We start from the raw sequence: 17,665 nt of genomic DNA on the forward strand, positions 1-17,665 counted from the left end.
CTTAGAAGTGAGAATGCCGGTATGAGTAGCGAAAGATGGGTGAGAATCCCATCCACCGTATGCCTAAGGTTTCCTGAGGAAGGCTCGTCCTCTCAGGGTTAGTCGGGACCTAAGCCGAGGCCGAAAGGCGTAGGCGATGGACAACAGGTTGATATTCCTGTACCACCTCTTTATCGTTTGAGTGATGGGGGGACGCAGGAGGATAGGGTAAGCGCGCTGTTGGATATGCGCGTCTAAGCAGTTAGGCTGGTAAGTAGGAAAATCCGCTTACCGTAAAGGCTGAGCTGTGATAGCGAGGGAAATATAGTACCGAAGTTCCTGATTCCACACTGCCAAGAAAAGCCTCTAGCGAGATAAAAGGTGCCCGTACCGCAAACCGACACAGGTAGGCGAGGAGAGAATCCTAAGGTGAGCGAGAGAACTCTCGTTAAGGAACTCGGCAAAATGACCCCGTAACTTCGGGAGAAGGGGTGCTTTTTGAGGTGAATAGCCTCGAAGAGCCGCAGTGAATAGGCCCAGGCGACTGTTTAGCAAAAACACAGGTCTCTGCGAAGCCGCAAGGCGAAGTATAGGGGCTGACGCCTGCCCGGTGCTGGAAGGTTAAGAGGAGGGGTTAGCGCAAGCGAAGCTCTGAATCGAAGCCCCAGTAAACGGCGGCCGTAACTATAACGGTCCTAAGGTAGCGAAATTCCTTGTCGGGTAAGTTCCGACCCGCACGAAAGGCGTAACGATCTGGGCACTGTCTCAACGAGAGACTCGGTGAAATTATAGTACCTGTGAAGATGCAGGTTACCCGCGACAGGACGGAAAGACCCCGTGGAGCTTTACTGTAGCCTGATATTGAATTTTGGTACAGCTTGTACAGGATAGGTAGGAGCCTGAGAAACCGGAGCGCCAGCTTCGGTGGAGGCGTCGGTGGGATACTACCCTGGCTGTATTGAAATTCTAACCCACACCCCTGATCGGGGTGGGAGACAGTGTCAGGTGGGCAGTTTGACTGGGGCGGTCGCCTCCTAAAGAGTAACGGAGGCGCCCAAAGGTTCCCTCAGAATGGTTGGAAATCATTCGTAGAGTGTAAAGGCACAAGGGAGCTTGACTGCGAGACCTACAAGTCGAGCAGGGACGAAAGTCGGGCTTAGTGATCCGGTGGTTCCGCATGGAAGGGCCATCGCTCAACGGATAAAAGCTACCCCGGGGATAACAGGCTTATCTCCCCCAAGAGTCCACATCGACGGGGAGGTTTGGCACCTCGATGTCGGCTCATCGCATCCTGGGGCTGTAGTCGGTCCCAAGGGTTGGGCTGTTCGCCCATTAAAGCGGTACGCGAGCTGGGTTCAGAACGTCGTGAGACAGTTCGGTCCCTATCCGTCGTGGGCGCAGGAAATTTGAGAGGAGCTGTCCTTAGTACGAGAGGACCGGGATGGACGCACCGCTGGTGTACCAGTTGTCTTGCCAAAGGCATCGCTGGGTAGCTATGTGCGGACGGGATAAGTGCTGAAAGCATCTAAGCATGAAGCCCCCCTCAAGATGAGATTTCCCATAGCGTCAAGCTAGTAAGAACCCTGAAAGATGATCAGGTTGATAGGTCAGAGGTGGAAGCGTGGTAACATGTGGAGCTGACTGATACTAATCGTTCGAGGACTTAACCAATTTTAAAAAGCGAACTCGTTTTACACACTTCTTCTGAAATTATCTAGTTTTGAGGGAATGAAACCTCAAAATAAATAGTCTGGCAGCAATGGCGAGAAGGTCACACCCGTTCCCATACCGAACACGGAAGTTAAGCTTCTCAGCGCCGATGGTAGTTGGGACTTTGTCCCTGTGAGAGTAGGACGTTGCCAGGCTACCCCTTTGGGGCTATTTTTTTGCTCAAAAATTATTACGGCCCCTTGGTCAAGTGGTTAAGACACCTCCCTTTCACGGAGGTAACACGGGTTCGAATCCCGTAGGGGTCACCAAAGTTTTTTGCATCAACGAAAAACATCTTACCATTATACGGAGGATTAGCTCAGCTGGGAGAGCATCTGCCTTACAAGCAGAGGGTCGGCGGTTCGATCCCGTCATCCTCCACCATAGATTTTTCATGATAGTTAAAATGTGCCGGGGTAGCTCAATTGGTAGAGCAACTGACTTGTAATCAGTAGGTTGGGGGTTCAAGTCCTCTCGCCGGCACCATGCTTCTTACTACGTTGATTTTGCATCAGTGGAGCATGCGCAAAATCTCGAAAGGGATTTTAAGCAGAGAAAATGTGTTTAGAAAAATTTCATTATTAGAGCCATTAGCTCAGTTGGTAGAGCATCTGACTTTTAATCAGAGGGTCGAAGGTTCGAGTCCTTCATGGCTCACCAAAGTTTTTTCGCGTTAGCGAAAATAACTTTCCTTTTGCGAAAGCAAATAATTTCAAATATGCGGGTGTGGCGGAATTGGCAGACGCACCAGACTTAGGATCTGGCGCCGCAAGGCGTGGGGGTTCGACTCCCTTCACCCGCACTTTAAGTTTTTTAACTGTAAAATAACTCACTATAAATGCGGAAGTAGTTCAGTGGTAGAACACCACCTTGCCAAGGTGGGGGTCGCGGGTTCGAATCCCGTCTTCCGCTCCAATGTTGCCGGGGTGGCGGAACTGGCAGACGCACAGGACTTAAAATCCTGCGGTAGGTGACTACCGTACCGGTTCGATTCCGGTCCTCGGCACCATTTTTTGAATAGAAAATTATAGTTTAAAATGCGCCCGTAGCTCAATTGGATAGAGTGTCTGACTACGGATCAGAAGGTTATGGGTTCGACTCCTTTCGGGCGCGCCATATATAATCGGGAAGTAGCTCAGCTTGGTAGAGCACTTGGTTTGGGACCAAGGGGTCGCAGGTTCGAATCCTGTCTTCCCGACCATTCAAAACTATTAAATATATGGGGCCTTAGCTCAGCTGGGAGAGCGCCTGCTTTGCACGCAGGAGGTCAGCGGTTCGATCCCGCTAGGCTCCACTTATATTCGGAGGAATACCCAAGTCTGGCTGAAGGGATCGGTCTTGAAAACCGACAGGCGGGTCAAACCGCGCGGGGGTTCGAATCCCTCTTCCTCCTCCATATTCTTATTTTGGGGATGGATATAATTTAATAATTTTATTGTCGCGGGGTGGAGCAACGAGCATTGCTTCAATGAATTAACTGCGAGTTGTATCAATCGAGTTGCTGCTTGAATAGTCTTACTGAGATTGATACAGTCCTTACAAACTAAGGGCATGGATGTAATTAAATAATTTTATTGTCGCGGGGTGGAGCAGTCTGGTAGCTCGTCGGGCTCATAACCCGAAGGTCGTAGGTTCAAATCCTGCCCCCGCAATTAGTTTTTCAAGTAATACACTTGAAAAACATTGGTCCGGTAGTTCAGTTGGTTAGAATGCCTGCCTGTCACGCAGGAGGTCGCGGGTTCGAGTCCCGTCCGGACCGCCATTTTTTATATCAGTAGGTTAACTCTACTGTTGATATAGATATAGATTGTATGGCTCAGTAGCTCAGTCGGTAGAGCAGATTGCTCACTTCACTGAATGGACTTCCATGGCAATCTGCGAGAAAAACCGTGAGGTTTTTGGAGCAAAGGTTTGATTATCAATCAAACTTTAGGAAACTTTACTTGTGTGGCTCAGTAGCTCAGTCGGTAGAGCAAAGGACTGAAAATCCTTGTGTCGGCGGTTCGATTCCGTCCTGAGCCATCATTTTTTGAACTTTATTGGTCTTTTATATATGGAGGGGTAGCGAAGTGGCTAAACGCGGCGGACTGTAAATCCGCTCCCTCTGGGTTCGGCGGTTCGAATCCGTCCCCCTCCACCAAAGTTTTTTCACGGTAGTGGAATAACTAATATGGCGATTGTGGCGAAGTGGTTAACGCACCTGATTGTGGTTCAGGCATTCGTGGGTTCGATTCCCATCAGTCGCCCCATTAATCTTAATAAATTGGGATTGCTCTTTAAAAGTTTGGGCAGCATAGCCAAGTGGTAAGGCAGAGGTCTGCAAAACCTTTATCCCCGGTTCAAATCCGGGTGTTGCCTCCAAATTAAAATATGCGGGTGTAGTTTAGTGGTAAAACCTCAGCCTTCCAAGCTGATGTTGTGAGTTCGATTCTCATCACCCGCTCCAATTATGGGCCTATAGCTCAGCTGGTTAGAGCGCACGCCTGATAAGCGTGAGGTCGATGGTTCGAGTCCATTTAGGCCCACCAGAATTTTTTGCTTAGCATAATAATTCAACTTTTTGCCAAATATAATAATCAGAGTTATTCAACAGCAAAAACAATTTTTAATTGTTCCGCAGTAGCTCAGTGGTAGAGCTATCGGCTGTTAACCGATCGGTCGTAGGTTCGAGTCCTACCTGCGGAGCCATCTTTGAAACGTAGGAAAGTTAGCCTAATCCTTCTAAAATAATCAATATACATAATAAAACCACCTTTAAGAAAATGATCATTTTTTTAAAGGTGGTTTTTCTTATTTTTTTATTTAATGACCCTTCAGGAATGGTTTGCGCTTCTTTTATTGCCTCTTTGTACCTCGACTTCACTTTTTAACCCTTTCACTAAGGAGAAGCACATCACTACAAGTATAATCGCAAAAGGCAGGGCAGCCGCAATGGAGGCAGTTTGCAGTACGTTCAACCCGCCAGCTAATAGCAATACTGCAGCCAAAGCAGATTGTATGACACCCCATGTCATTTTAATTTTATTGGAAGGATTTAATGTTCCGCCTTCACTTAACATCCCCAATACAAAGGTGGCTGTATCGGCGACTGTTATATAATAAATTACTACTACCGCAAACCCCAAAATACTTAACACTGAACTTAATGGAAGATAATCAAAGAATGTGAAGATTGATAATGAAACGTCTTTGGTGATCTTTTTTGCCAAGTCATGGTTGCCTGAGTTTAGTACCAATTCAAGTGCTGAGCCGCCAAATATGGACATCCAGAGACATGTTCCGAGGGTGGGCACAACCAGTACGCCGATTACAAATTCCCTTACTGTTCTTCCTTTTGAAACCCTGGCAATAAACATACCGACAAATGGTGCCCAGGCAATCCACCAGGCCCAATAAAAAAGCGTCCAGGAAGCAATCCATTCTCCTTCACCGAAGGGCTTTAACCTTAAACTCATATGTATAAAGTCACTGATATAAAGACCCGTCGTATTAAAAAAAACTTTAATGACAGTCAGAGTGGGACCCACGATTAGAATCAGCAGCATAATCGCAAAAGATAGGATCATCGCAGCATTAGATAAGTACTGAATCCCTCTTTCTAAGCCTGTGTTGATGGAAATTATAAAAATAATGGTCGCGACAACAATCACAATCATTTGGACAAATAACTGATTGGGAACACCGAATAGGTCATGCATTCCGGCCGTCACCTGCATGGCTCCAAGACCTAAAGAGGTTGCGATACCAAAGACTGTTGCAAAGATAGACAGGATATCAATTGTTTTTCCAATCGGCCCGTAAATCCTATCTCCTAATATCGGATGGAATGCTGAACTTATAGCTGCTGGCAGCCTTTTGTTGTATTGAAAAAACGCAAGAGCTAGACCAATTACCGTGTAAATGGCCCATGGATCCAGGCCCCAATGGAAAAATGTATACTTCATAGCCGTATTTGCTGCGTCAATCGTATAACCTTCTCCATAAGGAGGAGATGTGTAGTGAGTTACAGGTTCCGCAACACTCCAGTAGACAATTCCGATTCCCATCCCAGCACCGAATAACATGGCAAGCCAAGATGCGGTGTTAAAATCAGGTCGGTCTGTTTTCTTACCCAGCCGAATATCCCCATATTTAGAGAACAATAAATAGATTGAAAAGATAACAAAGAAGAGGGTAGCCCCAAGATACACCCACCCAAGGTAATCAATCGAACCATTATAGATAATATCGGTCACTTTGGCGAGATTATCAGTAAAAAATACTCCCCAAACAATGAAAATGAGCGTAAGTAATAATGAAATAATAAAAACGCTGTTTCCCATATTCTTATTGCTGTCCATAGAAACCTCCTAGTAAAAACTCGGTGTTATGTAAAGTTTTTGGAAGTACATCACTTATCGAGGAGGTTATATAGAAATTCCCATTTTTCACTGTTCATCAACTCTTCCTGGGTAATCTCTAATCCGCCTCCAAGGTAAACGGTTTGGTCTTTAATTGCGACCACCATTGCCTCAAATATAGACACATCGTCTTTCTTCTTATAGATGTCTCCTAAGGATGGCAATTGTTCGCTGGTGGCAGGACTTAGGGCTCCGATGTCACTTAAGCTCTCGTCTTCATCATTTGCCTTGTCTTTATAATCGATAGGATTACCACCAGCAGCGCGGCCCGGCACCATTAATAAATACTCATTATGTTTAACCCCGTGGGAGTTACCTGTGATAACTCCTTTTTTATCCGCCGTTTCGACCAATTCAATTTCATTTAATGTATAGGTATCAAGAGAATCGGGCATTGGATTGTGTATTAAAATATAATCTCCTGCTTCTGCATTTCGTTCTTTTTTGAGCGTATATGCCTTATGATTAAAAATAAAACTGTCATTTTCCTTCGGCTTGTATTTTTCTACGCTTGCAGCATTGGTAATATGCTGAGTTAAATCCCTTAGCTTAATTAGATGCACGGACAGTTTATACATAGGTTTTACACCGTATACCTTGTGTAACTCATTGTTATAATAAACAAATTGTCCTTTTCTTACTTGATACAGTTTCACGGATCAATCCCCCTTCAACAACTCTATATGGTAAGCTGTATAATCACTTGAAGAAAATTTAATTCTATTATTAGGTTGTCTTAGAATTGAAAATACTATTCTGTTATAAGGAGAGGGGAAGAGAAGGTGGAAAAAGAGATACAGCCTAGTAAAGCCGGAAAAAAGGAAAAAAGCCGCTATACTATCGGTCAAGATAGTACAGCGACTTTTTTATTGAGAGATTAATTTCGAATCAAGTAATCGAATGCACCTAATGCAGCAGTAGCACCGGATCCCATAGAAATAATGATTTGCTTATAGGCACTATCTGTACAGTCACCAGCTGCATATACGCCCGGAATGCTTGTAGCACCATGCTTGTCCACAATAATCTCACCGAAGCGAGTGCGTTCAAGGGTACCCTCTAACCAATCTGTGTTTGGTACAAGACCGATTTGAACGAAAATACCTTCTAATTCGATGTGCTTAATTTCTTCTGTTTCACGATCCATATAGGAAATACCATTTACCTTGTCAGTACCGGTAATTTCTTTTGTTTGAGCATTCAGAATAACCGTTACATTAGGCAGGCTGTAAAGACGGTCTTGAAGCACTGAGTCAGCTTTTAACTCTGCTGCAAACTCAAGAACGGTTACATGCTTTACGATACCTGCAAGATCAATTGCAGCCTCAATACCGGAATTCCCGCCGCCAATTACAGCAACGCGTTTTCCTGCAAACAATGGACCATCACAGTGTGGGCAGTAAGCTACACCTTTATTTTTAAACTCCGCTTCACCTGGGACACCAACATTACGCCAGCGTGCACCAGTGGAAAGGATAACGGCTTTACTCTTAAGAACAGCACCGTTTTCAAGTTCAATTTCAATGAGTTCTTTCTTTTCTAAACGTTTTGCACGTTGTAAGTTTAAAATGTCCACGCCATAATCTTTCACATGCTCTTCAAGGCTTGCAGCAAGTTTCGGACCTTCTGTATATTTCGTACCGATAAAGTTCTCAATACCCATCGTGTCCATTACTTGACCGCCAAAACGTTCAGCGACAATACCTGTACGGATACCTTTTCGAGCTGCGTAAATCGCTGCACTTGCACCAGCTGGGCCGCCGCCCACAACCAGTACATCGTATGGATCTTTATCAGAAAGCTCCGCTGCATCTGGACCAGTGCCCATCTTCGCGAGGATTTCCTCAATGGTCATACGACCGCTGCCAAAACTTTCTCCATTTAGGAAAACAGTTGGAACTGCCATGATGTTTTTGCTTTCAACTTCAGCTTTGAAAACTGCACCATCAATCATGGTATGGGTAATACCAGGGTTGAGAATGCTCATTAAGTTTAAGGCTTGTACAACATCAGGACAGTTGTGGCAAGTCAGGCTGATATAAGATTCAAAGTGATATTCACCTTTGATGGCTTTGATTTGATCGATTACTTTTTGTTCTACTTTTGGCGCTCTTCCGCTAACTTGCAAGAGAGCCAACACTAAGGATGTGAATTCATGTCCTAGAGGAATACCAGCAAACGTTACTCCAGTGTCTTCGCCGATACGATTTACACTAAAGCTTGGTGTTCTCTCTAGTTCTGTTTTTTCAACCTTAATGTTAGATGACATGGTTGCCAATTCATCAATTAACAACAACATGTCGCGAGATACGTCATCGGTTCCTGCGTTGACTTTAAGAAGGACATCGCCTTCCATCAGTTGAAGATACTGGGATAACTGAGCTTTTATATCTGCATCTAGTAACATTATTATCTACTCCTTAAATTTTTCCTACTAGGTCAAGGCTTGGCTTAAGTGTTTCAGAACCTTCTTGCCATTTAGCTGGGCAAACTTCACCTGGATTGTTGCGAACGTATTGTGCTGCTTTAATTTTGTTAACAAGAGTGCTTGCGTCACGGCCAATACCGTCTGCATTGATTTCCATAGCTTGTACAACACCGTCTGGATCGATGATGAATGTTCCGCGTTGTGCAAGACCTTCTTCTTCATCTAATACATCAAATGCGCGTGTAAGCTTTTGAGACGGGTCACCAATCATGATATATTCGATTTTGCTGATAGCTGGTGAGTGATCATGCCATGCTTTGTGTGTAAAGTGAGTATCAGTTGATACAGAGTATACTTCAACGCCAAGATCTTTTAATGTTGCGTATTCGTTTTGTAAGTCTTCTAATTCAGTAGGGCATACGAATGTGAAATCTGCGGGGTAGAAGCAAACTACACTCCATTTACCTTTAAAGTTTTCTTCTGAAACAGTGATGAAATCTCCATTTTGATACGCGTTTGCTGTGAATGCTTGTACTTCTTTACCGATTAATGACATAGTATATTTCCTCCTAAAATAATTTTGAGAATGGTTTACATCAAATACTAATAACTAAATTAGAATAATTCTAATACAATGTTTATTATTATATAAAAGCACCCATCTTGTCAACCTTTATGTTTTATTTTTTCCATGCTTTGTTTCAGGGATAACCCATCTCATGTAATCGCCGCAACTTCATCATGCGAATTCTCAAGTAAGACCGCTTTTCTCATTAACTACATAATTAAAGGAAGTAAGAGGGAGGGAACGTGAAATCTCGTTTACACGCAAAAAAACCAACGGACAGAAATCCATTGGCTTTTTTAACTCTTATAAGTGAACTTTTTTAGGACGGAATCTTGGATCACTTTATCTGTCTTAATGATGGTACGAGCTTCCTCTGGCTTATTTTTTCTAATAATAGAAAAGAGGAGTTCCGCCCCAGTTTTTCCTAGCTTTCTGACCGGTATTTCTATACTAGTCAGAGAGGGGGATAGAAAGGGAATAAAACTCGAATTACTGTAACCCACAACGGATAGATCGTGTGGAATGGAAACTCCGAGTTCTGTTGCCGTTTTATAAATGCTGACGACTTTTAAATCATCAGTGGCCAACACGGCTGTAGGGCGGTTTGCTCCTAAAATCAGCTTCCTGGCTGCAAGGCTGCCTGTTTCTACGTTGTAGCCGCCGTCAATCAACCATTCTTCCGACACTGGCAATTGATGATCCTCCATACAAGCTTTATAACCATTTAGACGATCTATGGAAACATGGTATTCAAGTGGAGAGTGTATACAGGCAATCTTTTTGTGACCTTGTTCAATTAAATATTTTGTTAATTCATAACTATCATGGTAGTTATCGGTATCGACTGAATATATATTGTTATAGTTCCCATTGACTTTACCAATGACGACGATTGGAATATTAAAAACATCAAGCTGTTTGAACAATTCTTCATTAGTAGGCGAACTCAACATGATGATTCCTTTAATCATTTTTTCTTTTATTTTGGTGATGCACTTCTCGAGTTCATCCCTGCTATTTTTTGCAGTTTGCAAGATGACATCGAAATTTTCTTCTTCCGCTTTTTCTGCTACCGTCTGGAGGATTTCTGAGAAAAATGGATTGTTGGTTGTCGTCTTTGCAGACCGAGAGACAACCATGATAGCGTCAAAACTGGAGGATAGAGCCCTGGCCAATTTGCTAGGCTGGTAATTTAATTCTTCCATTGCTTTAATGACACGATTTCTGGCATCTTCAGAAATATTGTTCTGATTATTCAATACACGGGATACGGTTGATTTAGAAACATTTGCAGCCCGGGCAATATCATATATTGTGTAGCCCAATAAAGCTCCTCCTCTGTAGATGAATATACAAGATTTAACTGAATCCCATTAGATATATAATCACTTTATTTTATTAATATAGTCAATATACAAATTATATGGATGAAATTTAAATCAATCAACAAAAATATAGTAGTTCACGATTAATAGTTTTTACCAATAAATTTTGCATCTATTTTATTGACAGAAAGAGGTTTCTATAATATATTTAGCACGTGGGAGCGGTACCATATTTATTATAACCTATTTTTTTAAATATATTTGGGAGCGGTACCACGAGCACTATTATTTTTTTGGTTTATGTGGGAGCGGTACCATAGATCTCTAAAAGATATCTCAAATTGGAATTCTTTTATGTTATGGGCAGCGTTCCGAAAAATTTAATAAAAGTTTTAATGATAAAGAAATTAATTATGAAACTAACTTTCTATGAACTTGGTACTTTTTTTTATTCGATCTGGGAGCGGTACCACAAAGGAGGAGTCTATGAAAACGATTAAAGAAAGACTTTCATTTATTTATGAGGATTATGATGTGGATTCACTTTGGACAAGCATTGAGGAGCGTATGGCGAAAACAAAGGCGCTGCCCCTTAAGCCAAGGAAACAAAACTGGGATCAACGCGATGTGTTTCTGATTACATATGGCGACCAATTTCAGGAACCTAACCAACCTACACTAAACACTTTTAAAAAGATGTTTGATAAGTACTTAGCGGATAAGTTTGAGATTGTGCATATACTGCCTTTTTATCCATACTCGTCGGATGACGGTTTTTCCGTTATTGATTACAAGAAAGTAAATCCTGTCTTGGGTGATTGGGAGCAAATTAATGAGCTTTCCGGTTCTGCTCGAATTATGTTTGATGATGTATGTAACCATATCTCTGCCAAGAGTGACTGGTTTCAAGAATTCTTAAAAGGGAATCCGGAATATGAAAATTACTTCATTGATATGGATCCAACAATAGACTTAAGTGCAGTTACAAGACCAAGGGCTCATCCGCTGTTAACCAAATTCATTTTGGAAAATGGAAAAGAGAAGAATATTTGGACAACCTTCAGTGAAGATCAGATTGACTTGAATTTTGCTAATCCTCAGGTTTTGCTCGAGATGATTAACGTGTTGCTTTTTTACATTGAGCAAGGGGCAGAATATATTCGGTTGGATGCGATCGGATTCTTGTGGAAAGAGCCTGGCACAACATGTATCCACCTCGAAAAAACACATGAAATCGTGAAGATATTCCGCGCAATCGCCGATGAGGTTGCCAAAGGGACTGTACTGATTACGGAAACAAATGTCCCGCATAAAGATAATGTTTCTTATTTTGGAAATGGTAATGATGAGGCACATATGGTTTATCAATTCCCGCTGCCTCCACTTGTTCTTTATTCTATCCATAATGGTAATGGAACGGCGCTTTCGAAGTGGGCAAAGGAGCTTCCGCCAACTGGGCTGGATACAACCTTTTTCAATTTCTTAGCTTCCCATGACGGGATTGGGGTAAATCCGATTCGCGGGATTATTCCGGAAGAAGAGATTCTGTCTATGATAGAAGATTTGAAAAAAGAAGGGGCATTGGTCAACTACAAGAAAAATCCAGATGGGACAGAGAGCCCATATGAAATTAATGTCACCTATCTTGACGCGTTAAATCTACAATCCGATGATGATGATCTTCGTGTGAAGAGATTTTTAGCTGCTCATTCGATTCTGCTCGCTCTACCTGGAGTACCTGCCATTTATGTTCAAAGCATACTTGGTTCACGGAATGACAGGGAAGGCGTTGCAAAAACAGGTATGAACCGTTCCATCAATCGTCAAAAATACAATATGGCTGATATCGAAAAGGAACTAAATAACCCGGATACATTACGAAATAAGGTCTTCACTGAATTAACGAAAATCATTTCTATAAGAAAGGAAGAAACGATTTTCCACCCTAATAGTGTCATGGAAGTCCTTGATTTGGGAGAAAAGGTATTCGCCTTTAAACGGGTGGATGAAAAGGGAGAAAGCCTTTTAGTAATCTGTAACCTAGCGAATGAATCAGTAGATTGTGAATTAACAGGCCGCTTCATTGATCGTATTACAGGTGAAACTATCCATTGTGATTATTCCATTGCATTAAACCCATATCAATTTGTTTGGCTGAAGCCAGCTCATTAGGAGGAAAGAGCAATGATAAAAAAAGGATTGTTCGCATTCATTGTGTTGCTTGTGGCATCAGGGTTAACTGCATGTGGCAGCGGAGATGGAAATGACAGTGGACAGACAACCATCGAATTTATGCATTCATCTGTTGAACAGGAACGCCTGGCTGTCATTAATAAATTAGTTGCGAAGTTCGAAGAAGAAAATCCTGACATTAAAATTAAGCAAGTGCCAGTCGAAGAGGATTCCTATAATACAAAAGTTGTTACGTTAGCAAGTGCAGGGGTGCTTCCTGCCGTCATTGAAGTAGGACAAGATTATGCAAAAGTAATGGATAAGGATGAGCTAATCGATAAAAATGCCGTAACAAGCGTGCTCGAACAAGTGGGTCATGATAATTTTTATGACGGTGCATTGAAATTAGTGAAAACAGAAGATGGCAAAAGTTTCACTGGGATACCAATCAGTGGTTGGGTACAAGGCATTTGGTACAACAAAGAAATGCTTGCTTCCAAAGGATTTGAAGAACCTAAAAGCTGGGATGATGTACTAGCCATTGCAAAGGCATTTACAGACAGCCGTAACAAAAAATATGGAATTGCGTTACCAACTGTAGAAGGTGGATATTCTGAGCAGGCATTTTCTCAATTTGCGCTTTCAAACAATGCGAATGTCCTAGATCGGAAAGGCAATTTGAATATGAATACAACCGAAATGAAAGAGGCATTGACTTTCTATCAAGAATTATCGAAGTACACCATGCCAGGTTCTAACGATGTAACCGAAGTGAAGGATGCCTTCATGAACGGATCAGCACCGATGGCGGTTTATTCAACCTATATCCTTCCAGCTGTATATGAACAAGGTAAGGCAGAGAATATTGGTTTTGCGATACCAACTGAAAAAACAAAAGCAGTATATGGAACCGTTTCTGCATTGACTATTTCCTCTGGTTTAGAGAGTGAGCAAAATGCGGCCGCGAAGAAATTTGTTGAATTTATTGCACAGCCGGAAAATATGACAAGCTGGGTATTAATGTCACCAGGTGGGGCCCAGCCCGTTAGCAAACTCGTGGTCGAGAATGAAGTTTATCTTGCAAACGATGTCGTGAAATCCTTTGGTGACCTTTCAACCGAAATTGCAGCATCTTTCGATGATGTTCAAATGTTTGGATTAGTTGAAGGAAAGAACTTCCTGAAAATGGGAGATATAACAAGCTCAGGCGCTATTCCAACCTTAATCAATAGCATTACTGTTGGTGAAAAGAGCGTTAACAGTGAACGGAAAAGAGCGGAAAAATTTATTTCGGAAATTTTAGAAAAAAAATAAGTTGAATAGAGGGGGGGAGCCTATGCAAGAAGATTCCCTCCTGCTAGCAATATTTTAAAAATAAACATGAAACGGGGGGTACCATGAAAACGATAAAAAGGGAGAAATCAGATTTAAAATTAGCAATGGTTTTGCTTTTTCCAAGTATCTTCTTGGTGCTATTGCTTGTTGCGTACCCGATGATCTCCAATATCCAGATTAGCTTCTTTGACCAACCAATAAACCAGAGATTGAGTGCAACCTTTGTTGGTATTGAAAATTACATTTCAATTCTGTCAGATGGAGCGTTTTTTCAATCGCTAGGCATTACTCTTTTGTATATGATTCTCGCCGTGTTAGGTAGTACGACTCTGGGACTGGGTGTAGCCATTTTCTTTAATCGGCCATTTAAATTCCGGAAACTTTCCCGGTCGTTAATCATTTTATCTTATGTTACACCTTCCATTTCATTGGTGTTTGCATGGAAATACATGTTCAATAATGGTTATGGTGTGGTGAATTACTTAGTTGTAGACGTTTTTAACCTTGCTGACAAGGCTCCGCTTTGGTTTGATAATCCGGTCAGCAGTTTTATCTTAGTCGTAATCTTTGCTATTTGGAGATACTTTCCATATGCATTTATTTCCTTTTTGGCCATTCTGCAAACCATTGATACATCCACATATGAAGCAGCGGAAATCGACGGGGCATCTGCATGGGAGAAATTTAAAATTGTTACCCTCCCGGCTATTATGCCAGTGCTTATAACAGTAATAACATTGCGTTCAATTTGGTTATTCTATATGTTTACTGATGTTTTCCTACTTACAAACAAAGTAGACATTCTGGGGATTTACTTGTATAAAACAGCATTTGCCTTCAATGATCTTGGCAAAGCAGCATCTATTTCTGTTATTCTGTTTATCATTTTATCCCTTGTAATTATAGCAACACGAAAGCGGGTGAAATACTAATGGCAATGGCCAGAAGTAAAAAGAATCAGGTAATTAAGACAATTGGATTTTACACCGGTCTAATCGGCCTGTTAACGATTTCCCTTTTTCCTTTTTTCATTATGCTAATGACATCCTTTAAGTCTACAGAGGAAGCTGTTTCAACGAGCCCGACATTTTTTCCAAAAGAGTGGACGTTCAAGCATTTTATCGATATTTTCAATCCGGATATTTTTCCATTTCTATCGTATTTTAAAAATAGCTTAGTTGTCGCGATAACTGCAGCAGGTCTAGCCATTTTCATCGGAATCTTTGGTGCTTACGCTCTATCAAGGCTGAAGTTTATGGGGAGAACAACGATTAATGCAAGTTTTTATACGGTCTATATGTTTTCAGGAATCTTGCTAGTTGTTCCATTGTTCAAAATTATTTCCGGACTTGGGCTGTACGATACAAAAACCGCGTTAATCATTACTATGATCGTTCAGACACTTCCAACAGCGATTTTCATGTTAAAAAGTTATTTCGATACGATTCCAGAAGACTTGGAAGAGGCAGCCAGTATTGATGGTTTAAATCGTATACAAATTATTTTCAAAATCATTATTCCATTATCTTTATCTGGGATTATCTCAGTATTTGTTTATTCATTTATGGTTGCTTGGAATGATTACTTGTTTGCCTCGATTTTCTTGTCAGACTCGCTAAATTTTACCTTGCCAATTGGACTCAACACATTATTCAGTACACCGGATTATGTTTGGGGCAGGATGATGGCAGCGTCACTGATTACAGCCCTGCCGGTTGTGATTATGTACTCAATCTCTGATTACTTTATTAAAGGCGGGGCCACTGAAGGCGGAGTAAAAGGTTAATTTTTCAAAAATAATGAAAGAGGTTATATCGATATGAAAAAGCTAATTGCTGCAGCACCTAGAGAAGCTGCATTGGTGGAATATGAAGATCGTGAAATTAAACCAAATGAAGTCAAAATTAGTGTTGAATTTGCTTCTCCTAAACACGGGACGGAAGTAGTCGACTTCCGCGGAATCACTCCATTTATGGATGAGGATTTTAACGAAGAATGGCGCATGTTTATGCCCCGCGAAGAAGGTTCTAAACCTGGAATTGTGTTTGGAGAATTTCAGCTTGGCAACATGGTAGTAGGTAAAATCGTTGAGGTAGGAAGCGAAGTCACGGATTATCAGTTAGGGGAAAATGTTTGTACGTATGGACCAATCATGGAAACCTTAATCGTAAATGCTGTTGATAATCACCGCCTGCGCAAAATGCCAGAAGGCGGAAAATGGCAAAATGCCGTTTGCTATGATCCTGCACAATATGCGATGGCAGGTGTGCGCGATGCAAATGTTCGTGCTGGAGATTATGTGGTTGTTGTCGGATTAGGGGCTATCGGTCAAATCGCCGTTCAGCTTGCGAAAAGAGCTGGGGCTAGCATTGTTATTGGGGTTGACCCATTGGCAAATCGCTGTGAAATTGCTTTACGTAACGGGGCTGACTTCTGCTTTGATCCAACTTCCTGTGATGTTGGCTATGAAGTGAAAAAGCTGACGAATAAATTGGGTGCTGATTCCATTATTGAAACAAGTGGAAACGCTGCTGCACTTCAAGCTGCATTAAAGGGTATTGCTTATGGCGGGACGATCTCATATGTCGCTTTTGGTAAACCACTCCCTGCAGGGTTGAATTTTGGGCGTGAAGCGCATTTTAACAATGCGAAGATTATTTTCTCTCGTGCTGCAAGTGAGCCGAATCCGGATTATCCGCGTTGGAATAGAAAACGGATTGAAGATACTTGCTGGGAATTGTTAATGAACGGTTATTTAAATTGTGAGGATATTATTGATCCGATTGTCCGCTTTGAAGAAAGTGCAGAAGCATATATGGAATTTGTCGATCAACGTCCTGAGTTAAGCATCAAAATGGGAATCAAATATAACAAGTAACCATATGTGCCGCCTTTCATTAGGCGGCCCATTCATAGTATGAACACCAACTCTTTCACGGAGGAATAGACGATGAAATTAGGAACGCAAAATCAGGCATTTTTTCCAGAGAATATTAAGGAAAAGTTCCAATACGTAAAGGAACTGGGTTTCGAAGGCTTTGAAATCGATGGGAAACTGTTAGTTGACCAATTAGATGAAGTAAAAGAAGCGATTGCAGAAACAGGAATCCCAGTCACAACAGCATGTGGGGGATATGCTGGCTGGATTGGTGATTTTATCGAAGAGCGCAGGCTTAATGGGCTGGCTGAAATCAAACTAATTCTTGAAGCGCTCAAAGAAGTAGGTGGAAAAGGAATTGTTGTTCCGGCTGCATGGGGAATGTTTACTTATCGCTTGCCGCCAATGACTTCACCAAGAAGCCAGAACGGTGACCGGAAGGCTGTAACAGAATCTCTTATGTATCTTGACAAGGTAGCGGAAGAAACAGGGACGACGATTTTCCTTGAGCCGTTGAATCGCTATCAAGATCATATGATTAACACTTTGGCGGATGCGCGCAGTTATATAGAAGACAACGGATTTAAGCATGTAAAAATCATTGCGGATTTCTATCATATGAACATTGAAGAAGATGATATTTCTGAAGCGCTTCGTAAAAACCGTGACCTAGTCGGCCATATTCACCTTGCGGAAAACCACCGTTTTCAACCGGGCAGCGGTTCTCTCGATTTCAAGAAACATTTTAACACTTTAAAAGAAGATGGCTATGATGGTTTTCTTACCATTGAATGTCGTGTTAGAGGAAACGACCTTGATGCAGAATACAGACAGGCAGTCAAACATCTTAGAGAATCCTTACGTTAAAAG

The 17,665-nt window shown here is 41.9% G+C and carries 11 protein-coding genes, 20 tRNA genes and 2 rRNA genes (1 of these 33 only partly in view); 28 read left to right on the forward strand and 5 right to left on the reverse strand.

Going from position 1 to position 17,665, the window contains the following annotated elements:
* From QFZ31_RS23725 to QFZ31_RS23830, 22 genes are all read left to right on the forward strand, one after another.
* Window positions 1-1,650: ribosomal RNA gene (locus QFZ31_RS23725) — 23S ribosomal RNA — on the forward strand; it begins 1,288 nt to the left of the window's first position.
* Window positions 1,651-1,728: 78 nt separating this feature from the next.
* A 5S ribosomal RNA gene (gene rrf / locus QFZ31_RS23730) occupies window positions 1,729-1,844 on the forward strand.
* Between the two features lie 39 nt (window positions 1,845-1,883).
* Window positions 1,884-1,958, forward strand: a tRNA-Glu gene (locus QFZ31_RS23735).
* A gap of 39 nt (window positions 1,959-1,997) precedes the next feature.
* A tRNA-Val gene (locus QFZ31_RS23740) sits at window positions 1,998-2,073 on the forward strand.
* A gap of 26 nt (window positions 2,074-2,099) precedes the next feature.
* Window positions 2,100-2,175, forward strand: a tRNA-Thr gene (locus QFZ31_RS23745).
* 98 nt (window positions 2,176-2,273) lie between these two features.
* Window positions 2,274-2,349, forward strand: a tRNA-Lys gene (locus tag QFZ31_RS23750).
* Between the two features lie 60 nt (window positions 2,350-2,409).
* A tRNA-Leu gene (locus tag QFZ31_RS23755) sits at window positions 2,410-2,491 on the forward strand.
* Window positions 2,492-2,529: 38 nt separating this feature from the next.
* Window positions 2,530-2,604, forward strand: a tRNA-Gly gene (locus QFZ31_RS23760).
* 5 nt (window positions 2,605-2,609) lie between these two features.
* Window positions 2,610-2,698, forward strand: a tRNA-Leu gene (locus QFZ31_RS23765).
* Between the two features lie 30 nt (window positions 2,699-2,728).
* Window positions 2,729-2,805: transfer RNA gene (locus QFZ31_RS23770), tRNA-Arg, on the forward strand.
* An 8-nt stretch (window positions 2,806-2,813) separates the two neighbouring features.
* Window positions 2,814-2,890: transfer RNA gene (locus QFZ31_RS23775), tRNA-Pro, on the forward strand.
* A 20-nt stretch (window positions 2,891-2,910) separates the two neighbouring features.
* A tRNA-Ala gene (locus QFZ31_RS23780) sits at window positions 2,911-2,983 on the forward strand.
* A gap of 9 nt (window positions 2,984-2,992) precedes the next feature.
* A tRNA-Ser gene (locus QFZ31_RS23785) sits at window positions 2,993-3,085 on the forward strand.
* Between the two features lie 182 nt (window positions 3,086-3,267).
* Window positions 3,268-3,341, forward strand: a tRNA-Met gene (locus QFZ31_RS23790).
* A 33-nt stretch (window positions 3,342-3,374) separates the two neighbouring features.
* A tRNA-Asp gene (locus QFZ31_RS23795) sits at window positions 3,375-3,451 on the forward strand.
* Between the two features lie 187 nt (window positions 3,452-3,638).
* Window positions 3,639-3,711, forward strand: a tRNA-Phe gene (locus QFZ31_RS23800).
* 33 nt (window positions 3,712-3,744) lie between these two features.
* Window positions 3,745-3,829 (forward strand) — tRNA-Tyr (locus QFZ31_RS23805).
* Between the two features lie 33 nt (window positions 3,830-3,862).
* Window positions 3,863-3,938: transfer RNA gene (locus QFZ31_RS23810), tRNA-His, on the forward strand.
* A gap of 38 nt (window positions 3,939-3,976) precedes the next feature.
* Window positions 3,977-4,050: transfer RNA gene (locus tag QFZ31_RS23815), tRNA-Cys, on the forward strand.
* Window positions 4,051-4,061: 11 nt separating this feature from the next.
* Window positions 4,062-4,135: transfer RNA gene (locus QFZ31_RS23820), tRNA-Gly, on the forward strand.
* A 5-nt stretch (window positions 4,136-4,140) separates the two neighbouring features.
* A tRNA-Ile gene (locus QFZ31_RS23825) sits at window positions 4,141-4,217 on the forward strand.
* Between the two features lie 85 nt (window positions 4,218-4,302).
* Window positions 4,303-4,377, forward strand: a tRNA-Asn gene (locus QFZ31_RS23830).
* Between the two features lie 125 nt (window positions 4,378-4,502).
* Here the strand turns inward: QFZ31_RS23830 and QFZ31_RS23835 are convergent.
* The 5 genes from QFZ31_RS23835 to QFZ31_RS23855 all read right to left on the reverse strand — a co-directional run bounded on the left by QFZ31_RS23835 (window position 4,503) and on the right by QFZ31_RS23855 (window position 10,410).
* Window positions 4,503-6,029, reverse strand: coding sequence for a glycine betaine uptake BCCT transporter (locus QFZ31_RS23835; RefSeq protein WP_307307667.1), 1,527 nt, complete (start codon window positions 6,027-6,029; stop codon window positions 4,503-4,505).
* 50 nt (window positions 6,030-6,079) lie between these two features.
* A complete protein-coding gene (locus QFZ31_RS23840; RefSeq protein ID WP_307307670.1) occupies window positions 6,080-6,745 on the reverse strand; it encodes a hypothetical protein in 666 nt (221 codons plus the stop codon).
* Between the two features lie 221 nt (window positions 6,746-6,966).
* On the reverse strand, window positions 6,967-8,496 hold the full coding sequence (ahpF, locus tag QFZ31_RS23845) for an alkyl hydroperoxide reductase subunit F (protein WP_307307674.1): 1,530 nt from the start codon (window positions 8,494-8,496) through the stop codon (window positions 6,967-6,969).
* A gap of 13 nt (window positions 8,497-8,509) precedes the next feature.
* Window positions 8,510-9,073: an alkyl hydroperoxide reductase subunit C gene (ahpC, locus tag QFZ31_RS23850; RefSeq protein WP_179594882.1), complete on the reverse strand. Its 564-nt coding sequence runs from the start codon at window positions 9,071-9,073 to the stop codon at window positions 8,510-8,512.
* A 308-nt stretch (window positions 9,074-9,381) separates the two neighbouring features.
* Window positions 9,382-10,410: a LacI family DNA-binding transcriptional regulator gene (locus tag QFZ31_RS23855; RefSeq protein WP_307307676.1), complete on the reverse strand. Its 1,029-nt coding sequence runs from the start codon at window positions 10,408-10,410 to the stop codon at window positions 9,382-9,384.
* Between the two features lie 486 nt (window positions 10,411-10,896).
* On the opposite strand from QFZ31_RS23855, the gene QFZ31_RS23860 reads away from it, so the two are divergent.
* The 6 genes from QFZ31_RS23860 to QFZ31_RS23885 all read left to right on the forward strand — a co-directional run bounded on the left by QFZ31_RS23860 (window position 10,897) and on the right by QFZ31_RS23885 (window position 17,662).
* Window positions 10,897-12,582, forward strand: a complete 1,686-nt coding sequence (locus tag QFZ31_RS23860) for an alpha-amylase family glycosyl hydrolase (RefSeq protein ID WP_307307678.1) — start codon at window positions 10,897-10,899, stop codon at window positions 12,580-12,582.
* Window positions 12,583-12,594: 12 nt separating this feature from the next.
* Window positions 12,595-13,896, forward strand: a complete 1,302-nt coding sequence (locus QFZ31_RS23865) for an ABC transporter substrate-binding protein (RefSeq protein ID WP_307307681.1) — start codon at window positions 12,595-12,597, stop codon at window positions 13,894-13,896.
* Between the two features lie 83 nt (window positions 13,897-13,979).
* On the forward strand, window positions 13,980-14,849 hold the full coding sequence (locus tag QFZ31_RS23870; protein ID WP_307307683.1) for a carbohydrate ABC transporter permease: 870 nt from the start codon (window positions 13,980-13,982) through the stop codon (window positions 14,847-14,849).
* Window positions 14,849-15,703, forward strand: coding sequence for a carbohydrate ABC transporter permease (locus QFZ31_RS23875; protein ID WP_307307686.1), 855 nt, complete (start codon window positions 14,849-14,851; stop codon window positions 15,701-15,703). Before QFZ31_RS23870 ends, QFZ31_RS23875 begins: the two co-directional genes overlap by 1 nt.
* Window positions 15,704-15,736: 33 nt before the next feature.
* On the forward strand, window positions 15,737-16,795 hold the full coding sequence (locus tag QFZ31_RS23880) for a zinc-dependent alcohol dehydrogenase (RefSeq protein ID WP_307307689.1): 1,059 nt from the start codon (window positions 15,737-15,739) through the stop codon (window positions 16,793-16,795).
* A gap of 72 nt (window positions 16,796-16,867) precedes the next feature.
* The gene (locus tag QFZ31_RS23885; RefSeq protein ID WP_307307692.1) at window positions 16,868-17,662 is read left to right on the forward strand and encodes a sugar phosphate isomerase/epimerase family protein; all 795 of its coding nucleotides are present in this window, start codon (window positions 16,868-16,870) and stop codon (window positions 17,660-17,662) included.
* Window positions 17,663-17,665 lie beyond the last annotated feature (3 nt).

Source organism: Neobacillus niacini (assembly GCF_030817595.1).
Taxonomy (GTDB): Bacteria; Bacillota; Bacilli; order Bacillales; family Cytobacillaceae; genus Neobacillus; species Neobacillus niacini_G.